We start from the raw sequence: 16,654 nt of genomic DNA, 5'->3' as shown, positions 1-16,654 counted from the left end.
GTCCGCTGAGGCGGTCAGGGACTGAGGAGCCTGCCGGAGTAGGCTTGAATCATGGCCCATCTCAACGATCCAGCAGTCATCGAACGGCTTCTGCACACCAAGGGACGGTGGGCCATCGTAGGCCTGACCATCCATGAATGGCGCGCCGCCTATGACACCGCACTCTTCATCCGGGACCGGCTGGGCATGGAAATCATCCCGGTGAACCTCCCGGGCGACTCCGTCCACGGGGAAACCGGCTACTCCGAGCTCGCCAAGATCCCGGCAGAGAAGCAGCCGATCGACGTCGTTGACTGCTTTGTGAATTCCCAGAAGGTGGGCAGCGTGGTTGACCAGGCGATCGCGGCCGGCGCGAAAGCGGTTTGGTTGCAGCTGGGAGTCATTGACGAGGCGGCCGCCGAACGCGCCAAGGCTGCCGGCCTGGACGTGGTCATGAACACCTGCCCTGCGCAGCAGGCCTGGCATTACGACGTCTGACAACGACGATGCAAACGTGGCCACGGTGAATGCAGCCCCTGCGGGCCCGCCGCGTCAATGCCACCCGGCCAAATCCGCCCGACTAAATGACGCCCCGTGAAAGTAGGCTCGAGTCATGGACGTAGCTGCTCTCCGTGAGATCTGTCTGGGATTTCCCGGCGCCTTTGAGGACTTCCCTTTCGGCCCGGAAACCTCCGTGTTCAAGATCCGCGCCGCGGTGACCGGCGGTGCCCGGCATGAAGCCAAGATGTTCGCTGCGTCCTCGATGGACCCGGACGATTGGTCCGTCAGTCTGAAGTGCGAGCCCGCGTTGGCCGAACAGCTCCGCACCGCCAACCCCGAAATCACCGGCGCCTGGCACATGAACAAGACCCACTGGAACGGCGTGCGGCTGGACGGATCGCTGCCCGATGCCATGATCCGCGACATGGTGGAGGATTCCTACGATCTGGTGGTGGCCACCCTGAGCCGGAAGCAGCAGGAGCAGCTCGGCTGGGCGTGGCTCGCGAAAGAGCCCGCCAAAGAACCCGGAGAATACAAATGACCGGACAGCGTATGGCCCGCGGCGAACTCAACTACCCAGGCATCGGTTCCACGGAACACGGCCCTCCGCCAGAGGGTTATGAGCTGTTCACTGAGCGAGTCTCTCTGGGCCATGGCATGGCCACATACCGGCGGGTGGCCCAGGGTCTTCTGACGTGGCAGCTCCAGAAGAGCTCCGGTCTGCGCGTCCGCACAGACAACGCCTCCGTTGTCACCGGCGCGCGTGTGGTGAGCGGCTTCGGCGTCGGGCCCTTTCGGATAAACGCCCCCTGCGAAGTGGTATGGATCCGGCAGCCGGTGCCGGGGGACGGCCCGCAGTCAGCAGGATTCGGCTACGGCACACTCCCGGGGCATCCGGAACGGGGAGAGGAAGCGTTCGAGGTGGCGGTGGATGCAGAAGGGCGGGTCTTCTTCAAGGTCACGTCATTCAGCAGGCACTCAAACTGGTTTTACCGGGCCGGCGGCGCACTGGCGAAACGCGCTCAAAGATTCATCACTTCCCGTTACATTGAGAGTGCACACGAACTGGCCGCAGGTGAATGCTGATCAGGAGCATGCAGATGCTGAACCAAACAACCCTTGACCAACTGTGGAACTTTGACAATCCGGAAGTGTCCGAGGCGCGTTTCCGGGCCGCGATGGAGGACAAAGAGTACGACGCCGATGAACGGGGCGAGCTGGCCACGCAACTTGGGCGGGCCATCGGACTGCAGGGCCGTTTTGAGGAAGCCGACGCCCTGCTGGATTCGATCGACGGCGAGGAGGAACCGACCGTAGGGGTCCGGATCCTGCTGGAACGCGGCCGGGTGCTGAACTCCAGCGGACACGCAGCCATGGCGGTGCCGCTGTTCGAACAGGCCGCTGAACTGGGCGATCACCTGGGTGAGGAGTTCCTGGCTGTGGACGCGCTGCACATGCTGGCCATTGCGGACGCCGCCCATGCCGAGTCATGGACCAGAAGCGCCCTGGAGTATGCCTCCACGGTGCATGATCCCCGCACCAGGCGCTGGATGGTGGCGCTGCACAACAACCTTGGCCGGACGCTTCACGGTGCGGGCCGTCGCACGGAGGCCATGGTGGAATTCCAGTTGGCTGAACAGTGGGCAGAGCGCGTGGGCACGCTGAAGCAGCAGGAGCTGGCCAGGGAAGCCATTCAGGAATGCGAACGATCGCTGGCAGCGGAAGCGGCAACGTAGTCCGGTGGCCCGCACCGCCATGGCAAAGGAGCCCGAATGATTCCGCACGCAGCATGGTTCACCGAGGCGAGGCTTGGGATGTTCGTGCGCCGGGGGCCGTAGTACTCGCTGCCCGCCCGGCATGAAGCGGTGAGGAGCCGCGAGCGGACAACGGCGGCGGATTACGAGACGTGACGGCGAGGATGTCCCATGGGTGTCCCAGAGGAAGCGTGCCAGACGCTCAACGGCAGCTGGAGGTACCGCCGTGACAACCTCGACTGCGAAACACCGGGGATACTGGTCCGGATGCTCGTGGACGGCGTCTCCAAGAACGGGAACCTGCTGCTCAACGTGGGGCCGACGGCCCGCGGTGCGCTTGATCCACGCTCGACGGCGGACGGCTGTATCTGCACCACTTCGCCTCGCCGTTCCAGCACGTCCATCTGCCCGGATCGGCAGGAAAAGTGACGTATGCCCAGCTGCCCAATGGCGGCTCTGAGGTGGCCATTCCGGTGGAGCGACCAGACATCGCCGTGGCGAGAAGACGTTTCCCTCATCGGTTCAATATGGGGTTAAACGTCACCGTTACTGAGCTGTTATGATTTTTCCTGATTCAAACTAGCCCCAAATGTTGATTTCCGAGCATGCATGGTGAAATATGTCACATAGGGGAGGCGTCATTTTCGTCGTCGCCAAATGCGCTTGACGGTCAGCCACATGCGCGGTCAGCCGCGTACGGTCAAGTCAGCCATACGAGTCACTGGAAGGTATTGAGATGAATGTTCAGGGTGTGCCGCTTGCGCGGCGTGGGTTTCTTCGCGGGGCTTTGGCTGCGGCGGTTCTTGTTCCGATGGGTGGTGCTTTGGTGTCGTGTGCTGCGGGGGGCGGGGGCGGGTCCGGGGCTGTTTCGGGCGGGGTTGTTTCCGCCACGAATCCGTTTGGTATGGCGGAGAAGTCCGCGGTTGATGCCGTGATTTTCAAGGGCGGGTACGGGATTGATTATGTTGAGTTCGCGGGGAAGGCTTTTGAGTCGGCCCAGGCGGGGTCCACGGCGAAGATCGCTGCGTCGACGGATATTGCGCAGGAGTTGCAGCCGCGTTTCGTGGGTGGGAATCCGCCGGACCTGATTGATAATTCGGGGGCGAAGGCGATCGGTTTCAGCACGATCCTGGCGCAGCTGGAGGATCTGAGTGCGGTGATCGAGGCGAAGAACCTTGAGGGCGCCGTCATTAAGGACACGTTGTATGGCGGTGTCCTGGCGCCGGGGACCTTTGATGGGAAGCTGGCGGCCTTGAATTATGTGCTGACGGTTTTCGCGGTGTGGTATTCGGCGGCGTTGTTCCAGGAGAAGGGTTGGGTTGTTCCCAGGACCTGGGAGGAGGCGCTGGCTTTGGGCGAGAAGGCCAAGGCCGAGGGCAAGTACCTGTTCTGCTGGGGCAAGGAGGCTGCCACGTATTACCAGGAGATGGCGATTGCGTCGGCCATCAAGGAGGGCGGGGACGAAGTCCGTCTGGGCCTGGAGAACCTGAAGGAGGGCTGCTGGTCGCATCCGGCGCTGCAGGGTGTCTTCACGGCCCTGGAGAAGATCGTGAAGGCCGGTTATGTCAAGCCGGGCGGGTCGGGGACTGCTTTCACGGCGGCGCAGGCGCAGTGGTCCAATGCCGGTGAGGCGCTGCTGTATCCGTCGGGTTCGTGGATCGAGAACGAGATGAAGGACCAGACGAAGGCCGGCTTCAAGATGACCGGTGCCCCTGTTCCGACTGTGACTGCGGGTTCGAAGATGCCGTACACGGCGCTGCACAGTGCCGCGGGTGAGCCGTTTGTGGTTCCGTCCCAGGGCAGGAACGTTGCCGGCGGCAAGGAAATGCTCCGGGTGATGTTGTCCAAGGAGGCGGCGACGAATTTCGCCAAGACCAAGCTGGCGCCCACGATCGTGAAGGACACGGTCCCGGCGGACGGGTTCGGGTCCACGGCGCTGGTGTCCCAGACGAAGCTGCTTGAGGATGCCGGGACGGATATCTTCTCCTGGAACTTCGTTGATCTTTATGGCACGAACAAGGACCAGCTGGTGGTCTGGAACACGTTCCTGGACGGCAAGTCCGATGTGGCGACGCTGACCTCCGGGCTGCAGAAGATCTCGGACAAGGTCCGCAATGATCCCTCGGTGAAGAAGATTGAGGTCAAGTGACCGTTCTTGATACCAGGACCCTTTCGGGCGGCGGCAGGCCTGCCGCCGTCCGGCGGCGGAGGAAGCTGACCTTTGACCGGGTGAGTTTCTTTGCCGTGTTCCTCGGGCTGCCGCTGGCCATCTATCTGGTCTTCGTGATCTCCCCGTTCATCCAGGCGTTTTACTACTCGATGACGGACTGGTCCGGTTTCACGGCCACGATGAACTTCACCGGCCTTGAAAACTACCGGAAGCTGTTCGCGGATGAGATCTTCATGAAGGCCATGGCCAACAATGTGGTGCTGTGCCTGGTGCTGCCGGTCATCACCATCATCCTGAGCCTGGTGCTGGCGTCCATGATCACGGTGGGCGGCTCCAGCCGCGGGCAGGTCAAGGGCCTGAAGAATTCCAGCTTCTACCGGGTGGTGTCCTTCTTCCCCTATGTCATTCCTGCCATTGCCATCGGCATCATGTGGCTGCAGATCTATGATCCCTCCAACGGGCTCCTGAACGGCATGCTGACCTCGCTGGGTTTTGACCAGGCCAGCTCCTTCCCCTGGCTCGGTGATGAACGGACCGCGATGGGCGCCACGATGTTCGTGATCGTGTGGGGCTTCGTGGGCTTCTACATGGTGTTGTTCATCGCCGCGATCAAGGGCATCCCGGCGGAGCTGTTCGAGGCCGCCCGCATCGACGGTGCCGGGCGGTTGCGGACCGCGGTGTCCCTGACCATCCCGCTGATCCGGGACAACATCCAGACCGCCTACATCTACATGGGCATCCTGGCCCTGGACGCCTTCGTGTACATGGCCGCGCTGAACTCCGGCGGCGGCCCGAACAACTCCACCCTGGTGATGTCCCAGCAGCTGCTCTCCACGGCCTTCACCAAGGGCCAGTTCGGCTACGCCAGCGCCATGGGCGTGGTCCTGGCCATCGTCACGCTGATCTTCGCGGCGCTGGTGTTCCTGGTGAACCGGCTCACCGGCGGAAGTAAGGACACCTCGGGCTCATGAGAACAAAAACCCTGACACAGAACCCCGCCGGGAACCCCGCCACGGGACCGGGAACAGCCACGGGACCGGGAACTTCCACGGGACCGGGACGGTTCGTTGAACGCAGGCCGCGGTCCACCCGCGGCGACAAGGTGGTGGGGACCGTCTCCCACACCATGCTCATCATCTGGTCCGTGATCGTGGTCCTGCCGCTGCTGTGGACGTTGATGACCTCGTTCAAGACCAGCAGCGAGATCTTTGCCTCGCCCTTCGCCCTGCCCGTCACGTGGAACGCGGGCAACTACGTCACGGCCTGGAACACCGCCGGGATCGGGAACTACTTCCTGAACACCGTCATGGTGGTCGGCTCGGCACTGGTGGTCGTGATGGTCCTGGGCGCCATGTGCGCCTACGTGCTGGCCCGGTTCCAGTTCCGCGGCAGCCGCGCCATCTACTACCTGATGCTCGCCGGGCTGACGTTCCCGATCTTCCTGGCCGTCGTCCCGCTGTTCTTCATCCTCAAGAACATGGGGCTGCTGAACACCCTGCCGGGCCTGACCATCACCTACGTGGCGTTCGCGCTGCCGTTCACCGTGTTCTTCCTGTTCTCCTTCTTCAAGTCCCTGCCGAACGAGATCGCCGAAGCCGCGGCCCTGGACGGCGCCAGCGAATGGCGGACCTTCTTCCAGGTCATGCTGCCCATGGCCAAGCCCGGCATGGCCTCGGTGGCGATCTTCAACTTCCTCGGGCTCTGGAACCAGTTCCTGCTCCCCGTGGCGTTGAACAGCAACGAGAAGAACTACGTCCTCTCCCAGGGCCTGGCACGGTTCGCCTCCCAGGCCGGCTACAACGTGGACTTCGGCTCGCTCTTCGCCGCCGTCGTCATCACCGTCGCCCCCGTCCTGGTCGTCTACATCATCTTCCAGCGCCAGCTCCAGGGCTCCGTCACCCAAGGCACCTCCAAATAGTGCTTTTCTGAACGCCCGACGGCGGCCGGTCGCCTTTCCACGGAAGGTCACCGGCCGCCGTCGCAGCTCCTGCCGCGGCACCACCCCGTCCGAGCCCCGTCCGCAGATCCGGGCCTTGACGCCTCGGATGCGCGAACAAGCCCCTGACGCCCGGCCTCAGCACCGGGAGCTGCCGACTGGGCCAAGAACGAGGGTCCGGGACGTCGGTGCAAGAATGGAAGCCCAGACTTAGCACAACGGAAGGCATCCGCACGTGATCTTCATCGTGGTCAAATTCAAGGTCAAACCCGAATGGTCTGAGCGCTGGCCCGATCTGGTGGCCGCCTTCACCGCGGCGACGCGGCAGGAAGCGGGCAGTCTATGGTTCGACTGGTCCCGCAGCCTGGAGGATCCCAACGAGTTTGTGCTCGTGGAAGCCTTCAAGGACGACGCCGCCGGTGATCATGTGAACAGCGCCCATTTCAAGAAGGCCATGGCCGAGATGCCGCAGGCCCTTGCTGAGACGCCCCGGATCATCAGCCGTCAGCTCGACGGCGAGGGCTGGGACCGGATGGGAGAACTCACCATCGTCTAGCCCCTTTCCGTCGACTGCTCCTTATCTGCCCTTTGAGCACCCAAAACGGCAGATCAGGAGCAATCGATGATAATTAGTGGTGTGTGGATTGGATGGATTGAGTTCGATATTCTCCTGGGCGATGTTCACAGCCTCAAGGAGAAGCGTTCCCTGGTCAGGCCCTTGCTCGCCGAGCTGAAGCGCCGCTTCGAAGTTTCCGTGGCCGAGGTGGGGGGCCACGACCAATACCGGCGCACACAGATCGGCGCTGGCCTCGTGGCAGCAGAGCGAACCCACCTCGTGGAGGTGCTTGACGCCGTCGAACGCTTTGTGGCCGCGCTCCCGGAGCTGGAGCTGCTCAGCGCCCGCCGGCGCGAGCTCCACAGCGAGGATTAGCGCCTACCCCGCCGATTGCTCCGCAAGTGCCGTTTAGGGCACCCATAAGGGCACATATGGAGCAACCGATCGAGGGTGTGGATAACTTCTGCGCGCGTGGCTGAGTTCTGCTCTGATGAAGCCATGAGGACCGCACACCCGCTTCCGGAGGAATTCGAAAGCCGCCCGTTCACCGTATCCGAGGCCATCCGCGCCGGAATCACCGCCAAGAGGCTGCGCCACGGATCGCTGACGGCAATGGGTAGAGGCATCCGCAGCGCAGGCCCGACGGCGGAGCTTCCATTGAGCGTGCGTGTGCGGCCTTCATCGTGGTCAACGAGCGTTGCGCCGCGTCCCTCCCAACCGCCGCGGAGTTGCTGGAGCTCCCGCGGCGACGGCTTAAGGAGCCTGCAGTGACGCATCACACGTGAGCCGCTCGGAAGGTGAGGCACAGCTGACGCGGCCCCGGAATTTGTCAAGGCGAATGAGGCCAGTGGGAGTTAGGCTGCTGCTTTTGTTTCGTTTTTCTCGGCTGGTTTGTTGATCCATGCCGTGTCGGGGATGACCAGGATTTTGGGGTCCTTCCTGGTGGCGAATCGTTCGGGGTTCCTCTGGCGTGCTGCGGCCAGGGTTTTCGAGCGCTCGACGGCTTTGCCGGCGGCAAGGCCGTAGTGGACATCTGCGGGGGTGTTCAGGCCTATTCCGGTGTGGCGATGAGTGTGGTTATACCCGTCGACGAAGGACGCAATGAAGGTCCTCGCATCGGGCAGCGAGCCGAAGCGTTCAGGGAACACGGGAGCGAACTTCAGCGTCTTGAACCACGCCTCGCTGTACGGGTTGTCATTGCTTACCCGGGGCCGAGAATGCGACCGGGTGACCTCCAAGTCAGAGAGCAATGCGGCAACCGTTTTACTCGTCATGGACGTCCCACGGTCGGCGTGGACGATCTCCGGGATGCCGTGAATGCCGAAGATCTCCTTCATCATCTCCACCGCCAGCTCCCCGGACTCATGGGCGTGGACGTAGGCTCCGACAATGTAGCGGGAGTAGATGTCGATCATGACGTAGCAATCGAGGTATTTCCCCTTCACTGGACCGGCGAGTTTGGTGATGTCCCAGGAGTAGACCTGGCCGGGCCCTGTCGCGATGAGTTCCGGAATCGTCCTGGGGGGATGGCGTGCCTGCCGGCGGCGTTCCTTGACCTGGCTGTTCTCGGCCAGAACCCGGTAGAACGTGGAGATTGAACACAAATAGATCCCCTCGTCCAGGAGCTGGGCGTAGATCTGGACCGGCGGCAGGTCCACGAATCGCTCCGAATTCACCGTGGCCAGGATCCGTGCGCGTTCGGCTGGGCTGATCTTGTTCAGTGGGGCCGAGGCGGGCATCAAATCGGTCACCGGTGTCCGGGGCTTACGGGTCGCTGTGGCCCTCGATATCCCGGCCAGGAGGGCCGCTTCCCTGGTTGGAATGTCCGCCTTTGTAAGGTCGGTATAGGCTCTGGTCAGGGTTTCTTGTACCAGGGCTGTTGTTCCGCGCTTTCGGAGATATCCTCCAAAAGCTGTCGTGCTTTTTCCATAATCGATAACGCAGCTTCCGTCCGTGCCAGCTTGCGTTCACTCACCTCCAGCTGCCGGCGTAGACGAGCGATTTCTGCTTGTTCAGCAGTGAGTTTGCCGATCGTCTCACCGGGCTTTTTGCCCTCGAGCACGCCGGCATCACGGAGCTTGCGCCACTCGGTGATCTGCGAGGAATACAGGCCCTCGCTCCGCAGGTAGGCTCCGCCGCCGGTGCCGTCATCACAGGCCTGCTGGTAGGCGTCCAGGTGGGCTAATTTTTGTGCCGGAGTGAACGACCTTCGAGGACTCGGGCCACCGGCGCGGGGGCCAGGATTACTCATGGACCCATCTTCCCGCACCGGGGAAATTGTGGAGATAGACATTAGTGATGTTCCTGATTCTCGCCCTACGAATTAGACGAAGTTGCTATGAGGTACTGGCCTCACCCAACCCTGACACGTAGGGCCCCACGTAATTGTTCACCGCATGAAGCTATACGGGGACGAGGCGACCACGGTCCACGGCATCCCTGTCACCGTCCGGAAGATAAACGAATGCTCCGTAACAGCCCTTATGAGCGTTCATAAGGGCTGTTGCGGAGCAGTCGATGGAAGGAGCTAGCCGAAGTACTTCGGCAGCGTGGCCTCGTTGGCTTCGCGGAGGGCCTTGAGTGACATGGTCTCGACGCCGTTGATCTCCAGAAGGCCGCTCGCGGCATCCACCACGCCGATCCGGGTGTGCGCAAAGCCGCGGGCGGTGCACATGTCCTTGAAGCGGATTTCCTCGGAGCGCGGGACGGCCACGATGGCGCGGCCCTGGGTCTCGGAGAACAGTGCCGTGAACAGGTCCACGCCGTCGCGGTCCAGGACATCCTGCAGCGCGATCCGGGCACCCACGCCGTAGCGCAGCGAGGACTCAACCAGGGCTGCCGCGAGGCCGCCTTCGGAGAGATCGTGGGCGGAGTCAACCATGCCGTCGCGGGAGGCATTGACCAGGATCTCGCCCAGCTGGCGCTCCAATGACAGGTCCACAACCGGCGGCTGTCCGCCGAGGTGACCACGCAGGTTGGCCCACTCGGAACCGTCCATTTCCGCCGCCGTCGTACCCAGCAGGTAGATGGCCTGGCCGTCTTCCCTCCAGCCCGACGGCGTGCGGCGGGCGACGTCGTCGAACACGCCCAGCACGCCTACCACGGGGGTGGGATGGATGGCGACGCCACCAGTCTGGTTGTACAGCGAGACGTTTCCGCCGGTAACCGGGACGCCGAGTTCCATGCAGGCGTCGGAGAGTCCGCGGACGGACTCGGCGAACTGCCACATGACGTCCGGGTCCTCAGGGGAGCCGAAGTTCAGGCAGTCCGTGACTGCCAGCGGCTTGGCGCCGGAGGTGGCCACGTTGCGGTAGGCCTCGGCCAGTGCGGCGCGGGCGCCCTCGTACGGGTTCAGGTAGGAGTAGCGGCCGTTGGCATCCGTCGAGAGCGAGACGCCCAGGCCGGTTTCCTCATCCACGCGGATCACACCGGCGTCGTCCGGCATGGCCAGCGCAGTGTTGCCCTGGACGTAGCGGTCGTACTGCTTGGTGACCCATTCCTTGGAGCACATGTTCGGTGAGGAAATGAGTTCGACGACGGCGGCAGCCAGTTCTGCGGGCGCGGCCGGACGGCCTGCGTCCTGGACCGAACCCGTGAATCCGTCCGCCTGGACGGCGTCCTGCCATTCCGGGCGGTGGAACGGGCGGTCGTAGACCGGGCCGTCGTGGGCGACGGTGCGGGGGTCGACGTCGACGATTTTCTCGCCGTCCCATTCGATGATCAGGCGGCCGGTGTCGGTGACCTCGCCCAGCCAGGCGAACTCCACGTCCCACTTGTTCAGGATCGCCTCGAAAGCCGAAACGTTCTCCGGCGTGACAACAGCCATCATGCGTTCCTGGGATTCGGACATCAGGATTTCGCCCGGGGTCAGGGACGGATCGCGGAGCAGGACCGAGGTGAGCTCAACGTGCATGCCGCCGTCACCGTTGGAGGCCAGCTCCGAGGTGGCGCACGAGATACCGGCAGCGCCGAGGTCCTGGATGCCTTCAACAACGGAAGCCTTGAACAGCTCGAGGCAGCACTCGATGAGCACTTTCTCGGCGAAGGGGTCGCCCACCTGGACGGCGGGGCGCTTAGCCGGTTTACCGGAAGACGCAGCGTCGAAGGACTCGGAGGCCAGCACCGAAGCGCCGCCGATGCCGTCGCCGCCGGTACGTGCGCCGAACAGCACAACCTTGTTGCCGACGCCGGAAGCGTTGGCCAGGCGGATGTCCTCGTGGCGGAGCACACCCACAGCGAGGGCGTTGACCAGCGGGTTGCCCTGGTAAACGGAGTCAAAAACAACCTCGCCGCCGATGTTCGGCAGGCCCAGGCAGTTGCCGTAGCCGCCGATGCCGGAGACGATGCCGTGCACCAGTCGCGCGGTGTCAGGGTGGTCGATCGCGCCGAAGCGCAGCGGGTCCATCACGGCGACGGGTCGGGCACCCATGGAGATGATGTCGCGGACGATGCCGCCGACGCCCGTGGCTGCGCCCTGATAGGGCTCCACGAACGAGGGGTGGTTGTGGGATTCCACCTTGAAGGTGACGGCCCAGCCGTCGCCGATGTCAACGACGCCGGCGTTCTCGCCGATGCCGACGAGCAGGTGTTCCTTCATCTCGTCCGTGACCTTGTCGCCGAACTGGCGCAGGTGGTTCTTGGACGATTTGTAGGAGCAGTGCTCGCTCCACATGACGGAGTACATGGCGAGCTCGGCCGCGGTGGGGCGGCGGCCCAGGATCTCCACTACTTTGGCGAACTCGTTGTCCTTCAGGCCCAGTTCGGCCCAGGGGAGTTCGGTGTGGGGGGTCTTGGCGGCGTTTTCAACGGTGTCGATGTTGAACTTCTTGGTCTCGCCGGCGGTTCCGGTGATCGAGCCTGTCGAGATCTCGGTCATGCGTTGACTCCCACAATCTTGTTAAGAACAGAGGTGAAGAAACCCAGGCCCTCGGTACCGTCGCCGGATTCCGGTCCGTAGCCGGCTTCAACAGCGTGCTCCGGGTGCGGCATCAGGCCCACCACGTTGCCGGCGGCGTTGGAGATGCCGGCGACGTCGCGGCGTGAACCGTTCGGGTTGAAACCGACGTAGCGGAAGACAACACGGCCCTCAGCCTCAAGGGCGTCCAGCGTCTTTTCGTCGGCGATGTACTGGCCGTCCTGGTTCTTCAGCGGCACCGTGATTTCCTGGCCGGCGGCGTAGTCGCCGGTCCAGTCCGTGGTGTTGTTTTCAACGCGCAGCACCTGGTCGCGGCAGATGAACTTCAGATGATCGTTTTTGATCATGGAGCCCGGCAGCAGGTGCGATTCGGTCAGGATCTGGAAACCGTTGCAGATGCCCAGAACGGGAAGCTTCGCTTCCGAGTTGGCCGCATCAACGATGCGTGACATCAGCGGCGCGAAGCGCGAAATGGCGCCGGCGCGCAGGTAGTCGCCGTAGGAGAAACCACCGGGAATCACGACGGCGTCAACGTCACCCAGCGTGGTGTCCGCATGCCAGAGTGCCACGGGAGTGGCGCCGGCCAGGCGGACCGCACGGGCGGCGTCGCGGTCGTCCAAAGTACCGGGGAACGTAACCACGCCGATGCGGGCACCCGCGAGCCGTGGCTCGGCGGCGACGGCGATTGCCTCGCCGATCAGGGGGAGTTCAGTCATGTCAGGCCTCAACGACCTCGACGTTGACGACGTCCTCGATCACCGGGTTGGAAAGCAGGGTCTCCGCCGCCTCACGGGCCTGGGCCAGGATTTCCTCGGTCACCTCGCCGTCGACGGTGAGTTCGAAGCGCTTGCCCTGGCGGACAGAGCTAAAGCCGGTGAAGCCCAGCCGGGGGAGTGCACCCACGATGGCCTTCCCCTGCGGGTCCAGAATCTCGGGCTTGGGCATAACGTCAACAACGATCCGGGGCATCCGGTAACTCCTGTGCGTGAGCATTGGGTAGGGGCGCAGCGGAGGGATGCCGTCTCACGCTGTTCCGCTGTGTATTGGGGACAGCATGGACGAGCGCTCCGCGAGCTTGCTAGCCCATTCTACCGGCCGGAACGCTTCACTCTGTATTCGGGGTGCGTCGCGCATGGACCGTGAAAGTCATCTGTGAAGCACGACGCCGGCTCTGGCCGCGTGCGGCCGCCGTCAGTAGGATTGCGGCATGGCCGAAAAATCGAAATCCGTGCTGTTGCCGGTGGTAGTTGTGGCCGTATTTGCCGGCCTGGGCCGGATGGTCCTGCAGAAGATCAGGGCAGACCGCGCCGCCATGGAAAACAAGCTGGCCGGCCCTGTGGACGAGAAGACGCGTCAGTGGATCAGCGATGTGGTGAGGACGCCGCGCCAGTAGGGCCGCCGACTCCAGAAGGACCATCCGGGTGCTTCCGCCGGCGCTGCAGGTCAGCAACCCACTCAGCATCCCGCGCCGCGCGGACGGTGCCATCAACCTTTGACACGGCTGCGGCAGCTCCCTGTGGCCACTGACCTGCCGGAGCGACATTTGCGATGAACCCGGACCCCGATATTCTGCCGCCTATCTTCCGCTGGAAACAGATCCCCCGATTCTATCCCGCAGCCAAGGCCGGGGCAGCCGTTTCGGTGACCGTCCAAAATGGGCCCGGCCATGAGGAGACATGCGGGGATCGATGGAGAACGCGTGAAGGCCGATTCAAACCGACGCCGTGTTCAATGATGCCGCGGACCGGTGGATTCCAAGGGCCCTCTGGATGCTCCAGCTGCTTAGCGTCCGGCAGGCAGCGCGTCCGGTACAGGGTCAGGAACGCGGGATTGTTGCTGTCTGAATACCGTTGGGGGAACCCCAACGCGTTGTGTGAAGAGGCGCGCGAAATATGCGGGATCGTCGTAGCCGATCCGGCCAGCTATGGTGCCGACGGTAAGCCCCGTTTCCGCCAGTAAGACCTGGGCGTGGGAAATCCGGGCTTCGACGATGTAACTGAGCGGGTTCAAGCCCGTGGATGAGCGGATTATGGCTCGTAATTCGGGTAGGGACACCCCGACCAACCGGGCGCGGTCTGCCATCGAGATGGGCCGGGTTACATCGCTTTTCAGTCCGGACAGGACCTGCATTTCGCGCGAGACCGGGGCATCGACTGCGGGGCTCGACGACAGCATTTCCAGGAGCAGGCGCTGGGTGGCCACCGAGGCTTCAATGCTCCAGCGCAGTCCGATGCCCGATAGGGCAGTTCGGAGTCCGGCAAACAGTTCCGTGATGCCGTCCGCCCGTGCACGAAGGCTGACGACCGGCACATCCGGGTCCAGAAGGCCCAGCTCCCGGTACGGCTGGACTCCTGCCCCGTTGAACAGGACCCAGTGTTCGGACCAGCCGTCCTCGTCTGGTCCGTATCTGTGCTCGACGCCAGGAGGAATGGAGATGAGGGCGGGGGCCCGCACCGTCCTTTTCTTCTTGTGCGGGTCTCCTTGGGTGTACCAGCCGTCTCCTGATGATATGTAGACCAGGGCGTAGCTGGGCAGCTTCCGGTCACGGGGGGAGGGCCCGGCGCTGGCCTGCTCCCCGGCCCCGAGGCACACGATGGCGGATTGAGCCAACAACGGATTGGGCGTCGAAAACAGCGACCAATCGTTCGATTTATCCAAGGTGCAATCCTCACCTGCGAAAATCCAAGGATTTATACGGATAGTCCATGGAGGAATATCCAAGTTCATCAGATGATATCAGTATGGTTACTTCAAACGGGTACGTACTGGACGCCTCGCCGGCACGGCTCGGATACCTCGAGCCGGTCCCTGAAACAGAACGCGATGACCGGGATTCCCTGTGGTCCCGCATCCGCCGGGACGGGTACCTGTACCTGACGAACCACCTTGACCCGGGCGTGGTGGGGTCGTTCCGGGAGCACTACTTTTCGAAGCTGGCCGGAACGGGGATGTTGGCACCCGGATCAGACCCGGCGATCGGAACCAATGCCCCGGGTGAGGTCGATCGTGGCCTCGTGCGGGAGATCCTCTTCGGGGACATCGTCCCCGGTGCCGCCTACGAGGCGTTGACCAGCCATCCGGCCATCCGCGGCTGGTTCCAGTGGTTCTTGGATGGTGAGGTGCACCTTCACAAGCGGAAGATCATCCGCCACATCCGCCCGGGCGAAGACGGCATCGGCACGGCCACCCAGGCACACTACGACTTGATCTATTTGCGTGAAGGTAGCGAACGGGTCCTGTCCATGTGGATCCCGCTCGGCGATTGCCCCGTGGAGATGGGTGGGCTCACGTATCTCGAGGGCAGCCATCACTGGGCGATGGCGGATGAACGCGAACGGCGCGAGAAGCGCCCTGCTGTCTCGATGACGGCTGACTTGCCGGGACTGGCCGAGGAGCACAACAGCCGCTGGCTGCTGGCCAACTACCGTGCCGGCGACGTCATGGTCCACTCCTCGTACATGGTTCATGCAGGCAGCGACAACGTTGACCCGGAGAACCGGATCCGGCTCTCCACCGACATCCGCTACCAGCGGGCCTCGGAGCCCATCGACTGGCGCTGGCAGGAGCACTGGAACTACAACGACGGCCTCTGAGCCGTCGTCAACGTGCCCGGCTCAGGCGGCCATGCAACGCCACGCAACCTCGAAGATTGGAATGTATCGTGACTGGATTCACGGATAAAGGACCCAAGGACGGTGCAATCGGTGTCCATATTGACGGCCGTGACTACGTTGGGAGAACGTGACGCTCAATGATCCGGGCGATCGGGCATGGGCCAACCCGGGCGTCGCTGTCTCGCCCGGCGACACTATCTAGGGGTGGCTTGTGAAAAAGTGAAATATCCGACGCTAAGGTTTTGCGGATCGTCGTAGTGGCCTGTATTTGCCGGGTTTGATGTGGTTAGGGCGTGGCCAGGTGTAGTCCCCGGTGAGGTTGATGTGTTCCCAGCCCAGGGGCGAGAGGAACCGCAAGAGGTCCGGGTCCGTGGTGCTGCCGTCGCTGTCCAGGGTTGTGATGGTGCGGTCGAGGTAGACCGTGTTCCAGAGCACGATGGCTGCCGTGAGGAGATTCAGTCCGCTGGCCCGGTAGCGCTGTTGCTCGAAGGAGCGGTCGCGGATCTCGCCGAGTCGGTTGAAGAACACCGCCCGGGCCAGGGTGTTACGGGCCTCGCCTTTGTTCAGCCCGGCGGTGACTTTGCGGCGAAGGTCAGGATTTTGGAGCCAGTCCAGCAGGAAGAGGGTCCGTTCCATTCTTCCCAGTTCCCGCAGCGCGATGGCGAGCCCGTTCTGGCGGGGGTAGGCGCCGAGCTTGCGCATCATCAGGGAAGCTGTCACCGTGCCCGTTTTGATCGACGCGGCGAGTCGGAGGATCTCGTCCCAGTGCAGGGCGATTGTTTTGGTGTTGATGGTTCCGCCGATCAGGGGCGTCAACGTCGAACACTCCGGATCACTGGTGGGTGTGTAGAGGCGGGTGTCGCCGATATTGCGGATCCGTGGTGCGAACCGGTAGCCGAGCAGGTTCATGAGGGCGAAGAGGTGGTCGGTGAATCCGGCGGTGTCGGTGTAGTGCTCCTGGATCTGAAGTTCGGACTCGTGGTAGAGCAGCCTGGCCGGGACTTCACCCGGCGCAATTGCCTCTCATTCGTCTTGATTCGTTCGCGTCCCAGTACAAGATCTCGGGTGGTGGAGCGACTGGCATTGTTCCGGCCTTGGGGACCATTAGTACAGCCGTTGGCGCTAAGCCCTTGATCATGGTCGTCTAGCGCAGTCGATCCATGTTGGCCCGGTACTCCTATGGATGACCCAAGGTGACAAGTAGGGGACGAGATGTCCACAGCTGGCTG

Annotated in this window: 17 protein-coding genes and 1 pseudogene; 12 read left to right on the top strand and 6 right to left on the bottom strand. The window is 63.1% G+C overall.

Annotated features, from left to right (window positions below; translation table 11 throughout):
- Positions 1-51 precede the first annotated feature (51 nt).
- The 10 genes from V3C33_05325 to V3C33_05280 all read left to right on the top strand — a co-directional run bounded on the left by V3C33_05325 (position 52) and on the right by V3C33_05280 (position 7,271).
- Complete coding sequence (locus tag V3C33_05325; protein ID XAS68713.1) at positions 52-477, top strand: CoA-binding protein; 426 nt, start codon at positions 52-54, stop codon at positions 475-477.
- Positions 478-592: 115 nt separating this feature from the next.
- Entirely contained in the window at positions 593-1,021 is a 429-nt protein-coding gene (locus tag V3C33_05320) for an MmcQ/YjbR family DNA-binding protein (protein XAS68712.1), read from the top strand.
- Complete coding sequence (locus V3C33_05315; protein ID XAS68711.1) at positions 1,018-1,566, top strand: DUF1990 domain-containing protein; 549 nt, start codon at positions 1,018-1,020, stop codon at positions 1,564-1,566. The genes V3C33_05320 and V3C33_05315 overlap by 4 nt, the downstream gene beginning before the upstream one ends.
- Positions 1,567-1,580: 14 nt before the next feature.
- A complete protein-coding gene (locus tag V3C33_05310) occupies positions 1,581-2,216 on the top strand; it encodes a hypothetical protein (protein ID XAS68710.1) in 636 nt (211 codons plus the stop codon).
- Between the two features lie 189 nt (positions 2,217-2,405).
- Positions 2,406-2,663, top strand: a complete 258-nt coding sequence (locus tag V3C33_05305; protein XAS68709.1) for an alpha-L-fucosidase — start codon at positions 2,406-2,408, stop codon at positions 2,661-2,663.
- Positions 2,664-2,970: 307 nt separating this feature from the next.
- Positions 2,971-4,383, top strand: a complete 1,413-nt coding sequence (gene ngcE, locus V3C33_05300; GenBank protein ID XAS68708.1) for an N-acetylglucosamine/diacetylchitobiose ABC transporter substrate-binding protein — start codon at positions 2,971-2,973, stop codon at positions 4,381-4,383.
- Positions 4,380-5,375, top strand: a complete 996-nt coding sequence (locus tag V3C33_05295; GenBank protein ID XAS68707.1) for a sugar ABC transporter permease — start codon at positions 4,380-4,382, stop codon at positions 5,373-5,375. The genes ngcE and V3C33_05295 overlap by 4 nt, the downstream gene beginning before the upstream one ends.
- Before the next feature lie 155 nt (positions 5,376-5,530).
- The gene (locus V3C33_05290) at positions 5,531-6,322 is read left to right on the top strand and encodes a carbohydrate ABC transporter permease (protein ID XAS69652.1); all 792 of its coding nucleotides are present in this window, start codon (positions 5,531-5,533) and stop codon (positions 6,320-6,322) included.
- A 253-nt stretch (positions 6,323-6,575) separates the two neighbouring features.
- Positions 6,576-6,896, top strand: a complete 321-nt coding sequence (locus V3C33_05285; GenBank protein XAS68706.1) for a putative quinol monooxygenase — start codon at positions 6,576-6,578, stop codon at positions 6,894-6,896.
- An 81-nt stretch (positions 6,897-6,977) separates the two neighbouring features.
- Positions 6,978-7,271: a DUF503 domain-containing protein gene (locus tag V3C33_05280; GenBank protein ID XAS68705.1), complete on the top strand. Its 294-nt coding sequence runs from the start codon at positions 6,978-6,980 to the stop codon at positions 7,269-7,271.
- Between the two features lie 479 nt (positions 7,272-7,750).
- On the opposite strand, the gene V3C33_05275 is transcribed toward V3C33_05280, so the two are convergent.
- The 4 genes from V3C33_05275 to purS all read right to left on the bottom strand — a co-directional run bounded on the left by V3C33_05275 (position 7,751) and on the right by purS (position 12,780).
- Positions 7,751-9,147 (bottom strand): IS3 family transposase gene (locus V3C33_05275; protein ID XAS69651.1). Its coding sequence is split into 2 segments (ribosomal slippage): positions 7,751-8,769 and positions 8,769-9,147, totalling 1,398 coding nucleotides; the frame shifts between segments, so codons are not numbered across the junction.
- Between the two features lie 276 nt (positions 9,148-9,423).
- On the bottom strand, positions 9,424-11,772 hold the full coding sequence (gene purL / locus V3C33_05270; protein XAS68704.1) for a phosphoribosylformylglycinamidine synthase subunit PurL: 2,349 nt from the start codon (positions 11,770-11,772) through the stop codon (positions 9,424-9,426).
- Positions 11,769-12,527 (bottom strand): phosphoribosylformylglycinamidine synthase subunit PurQ, encoded by a 759-nt coding sequence (gene purQ, locus V3C33_05265; GenBank protein ID XAS68703.1) that lies wholly within the window; start codon positions 12,525-12,527, stop codon positions 11,769-11,771. Before purQ ends, purL begins: the two co-directional genes overlap by 4 nt.
- A 1-nt stretch (position 12,528) precedes the next feature.
- Positions 12,529-12,780: a phosphoribosylformylglycinamidine synthase subunit PurS gene (gene purS, locus V3C33_05260; protein XAS68702.1), complete on the bottom strand. Its 252-nt coding sequence runs from the start codon at positions 12,778-12,780 to the stop codon at positions 12,529-12,531.
- Between the two features lie 238 nt (positions 12,781-13,018).
- On the opposite strand from purS, the gene V3C33_05255 reads away from it, so the two are divergent.
- Entirely contained in the window at positions 13,019-13,204 is a 186-nt protein-coding gene (locus V3C33_05255; protein XAS68701.1) for a hypothetical protein, read from the top strand.
- A gap of 389 nt (positions 13,205-13,593) precedes the next feature.
- Here V3C33_05255 and V3C33_05250 read toward each other — a convergent pair whose 3' ends face one another.
- The gene (locus V3C33_05250) at positions 13,594-14,469 is read right to left on the bottom strand and encodes an AraC family transcriptional regulator (GenBank protein XAS68700.1); all 876 of its coding nucleotides are present in this window, start codon (positions 14,467-14,469) and stop codon (positions 13,594-13,596) included.
- Between the two features lie 83 nt (positions 14,470-14,552).
- Between V3C33_05250 and V3C33_05245 the strand changes: the two genes are divergently transcribed.
- Complete coding sequence (locus tag V3C33_05245) at positions 14,553-15,404, top strand: phytanoyl-CoA dioxygenase family protein (protein XAS68699.1); 852 nt, start codon at positions 14,553-14,555, stop codon at positions 15,402-15,404.
- 255 nt (positions 15,405-15,659) lie between these two features.
- Here the strand turns inward: V3C33_05245 and V3C33_05240 are convergent.
- Positions 15,660-16,415, bottom strand: a pseudogene (locus V3C33_05240) (Tn3 family transposase).
- Positions 16,416-16,654: the final 239 nt, after the last annotated feature.

The sequence above is a fragment of the Micrococcaceae bacterium Sec5.7 genome (genome assembly GCA_039636785.1).
Lineage (GTDB): Bacteria > Actinomycetota > Actinomycetes > Actinomycetales > Micrococcaceae > Arthrobacter.
The sequence above is the reverse complement of the archived record's forward strand: the minus strand, read 5'-3'. Positions and strand labels throughout refer to the sequence as shown.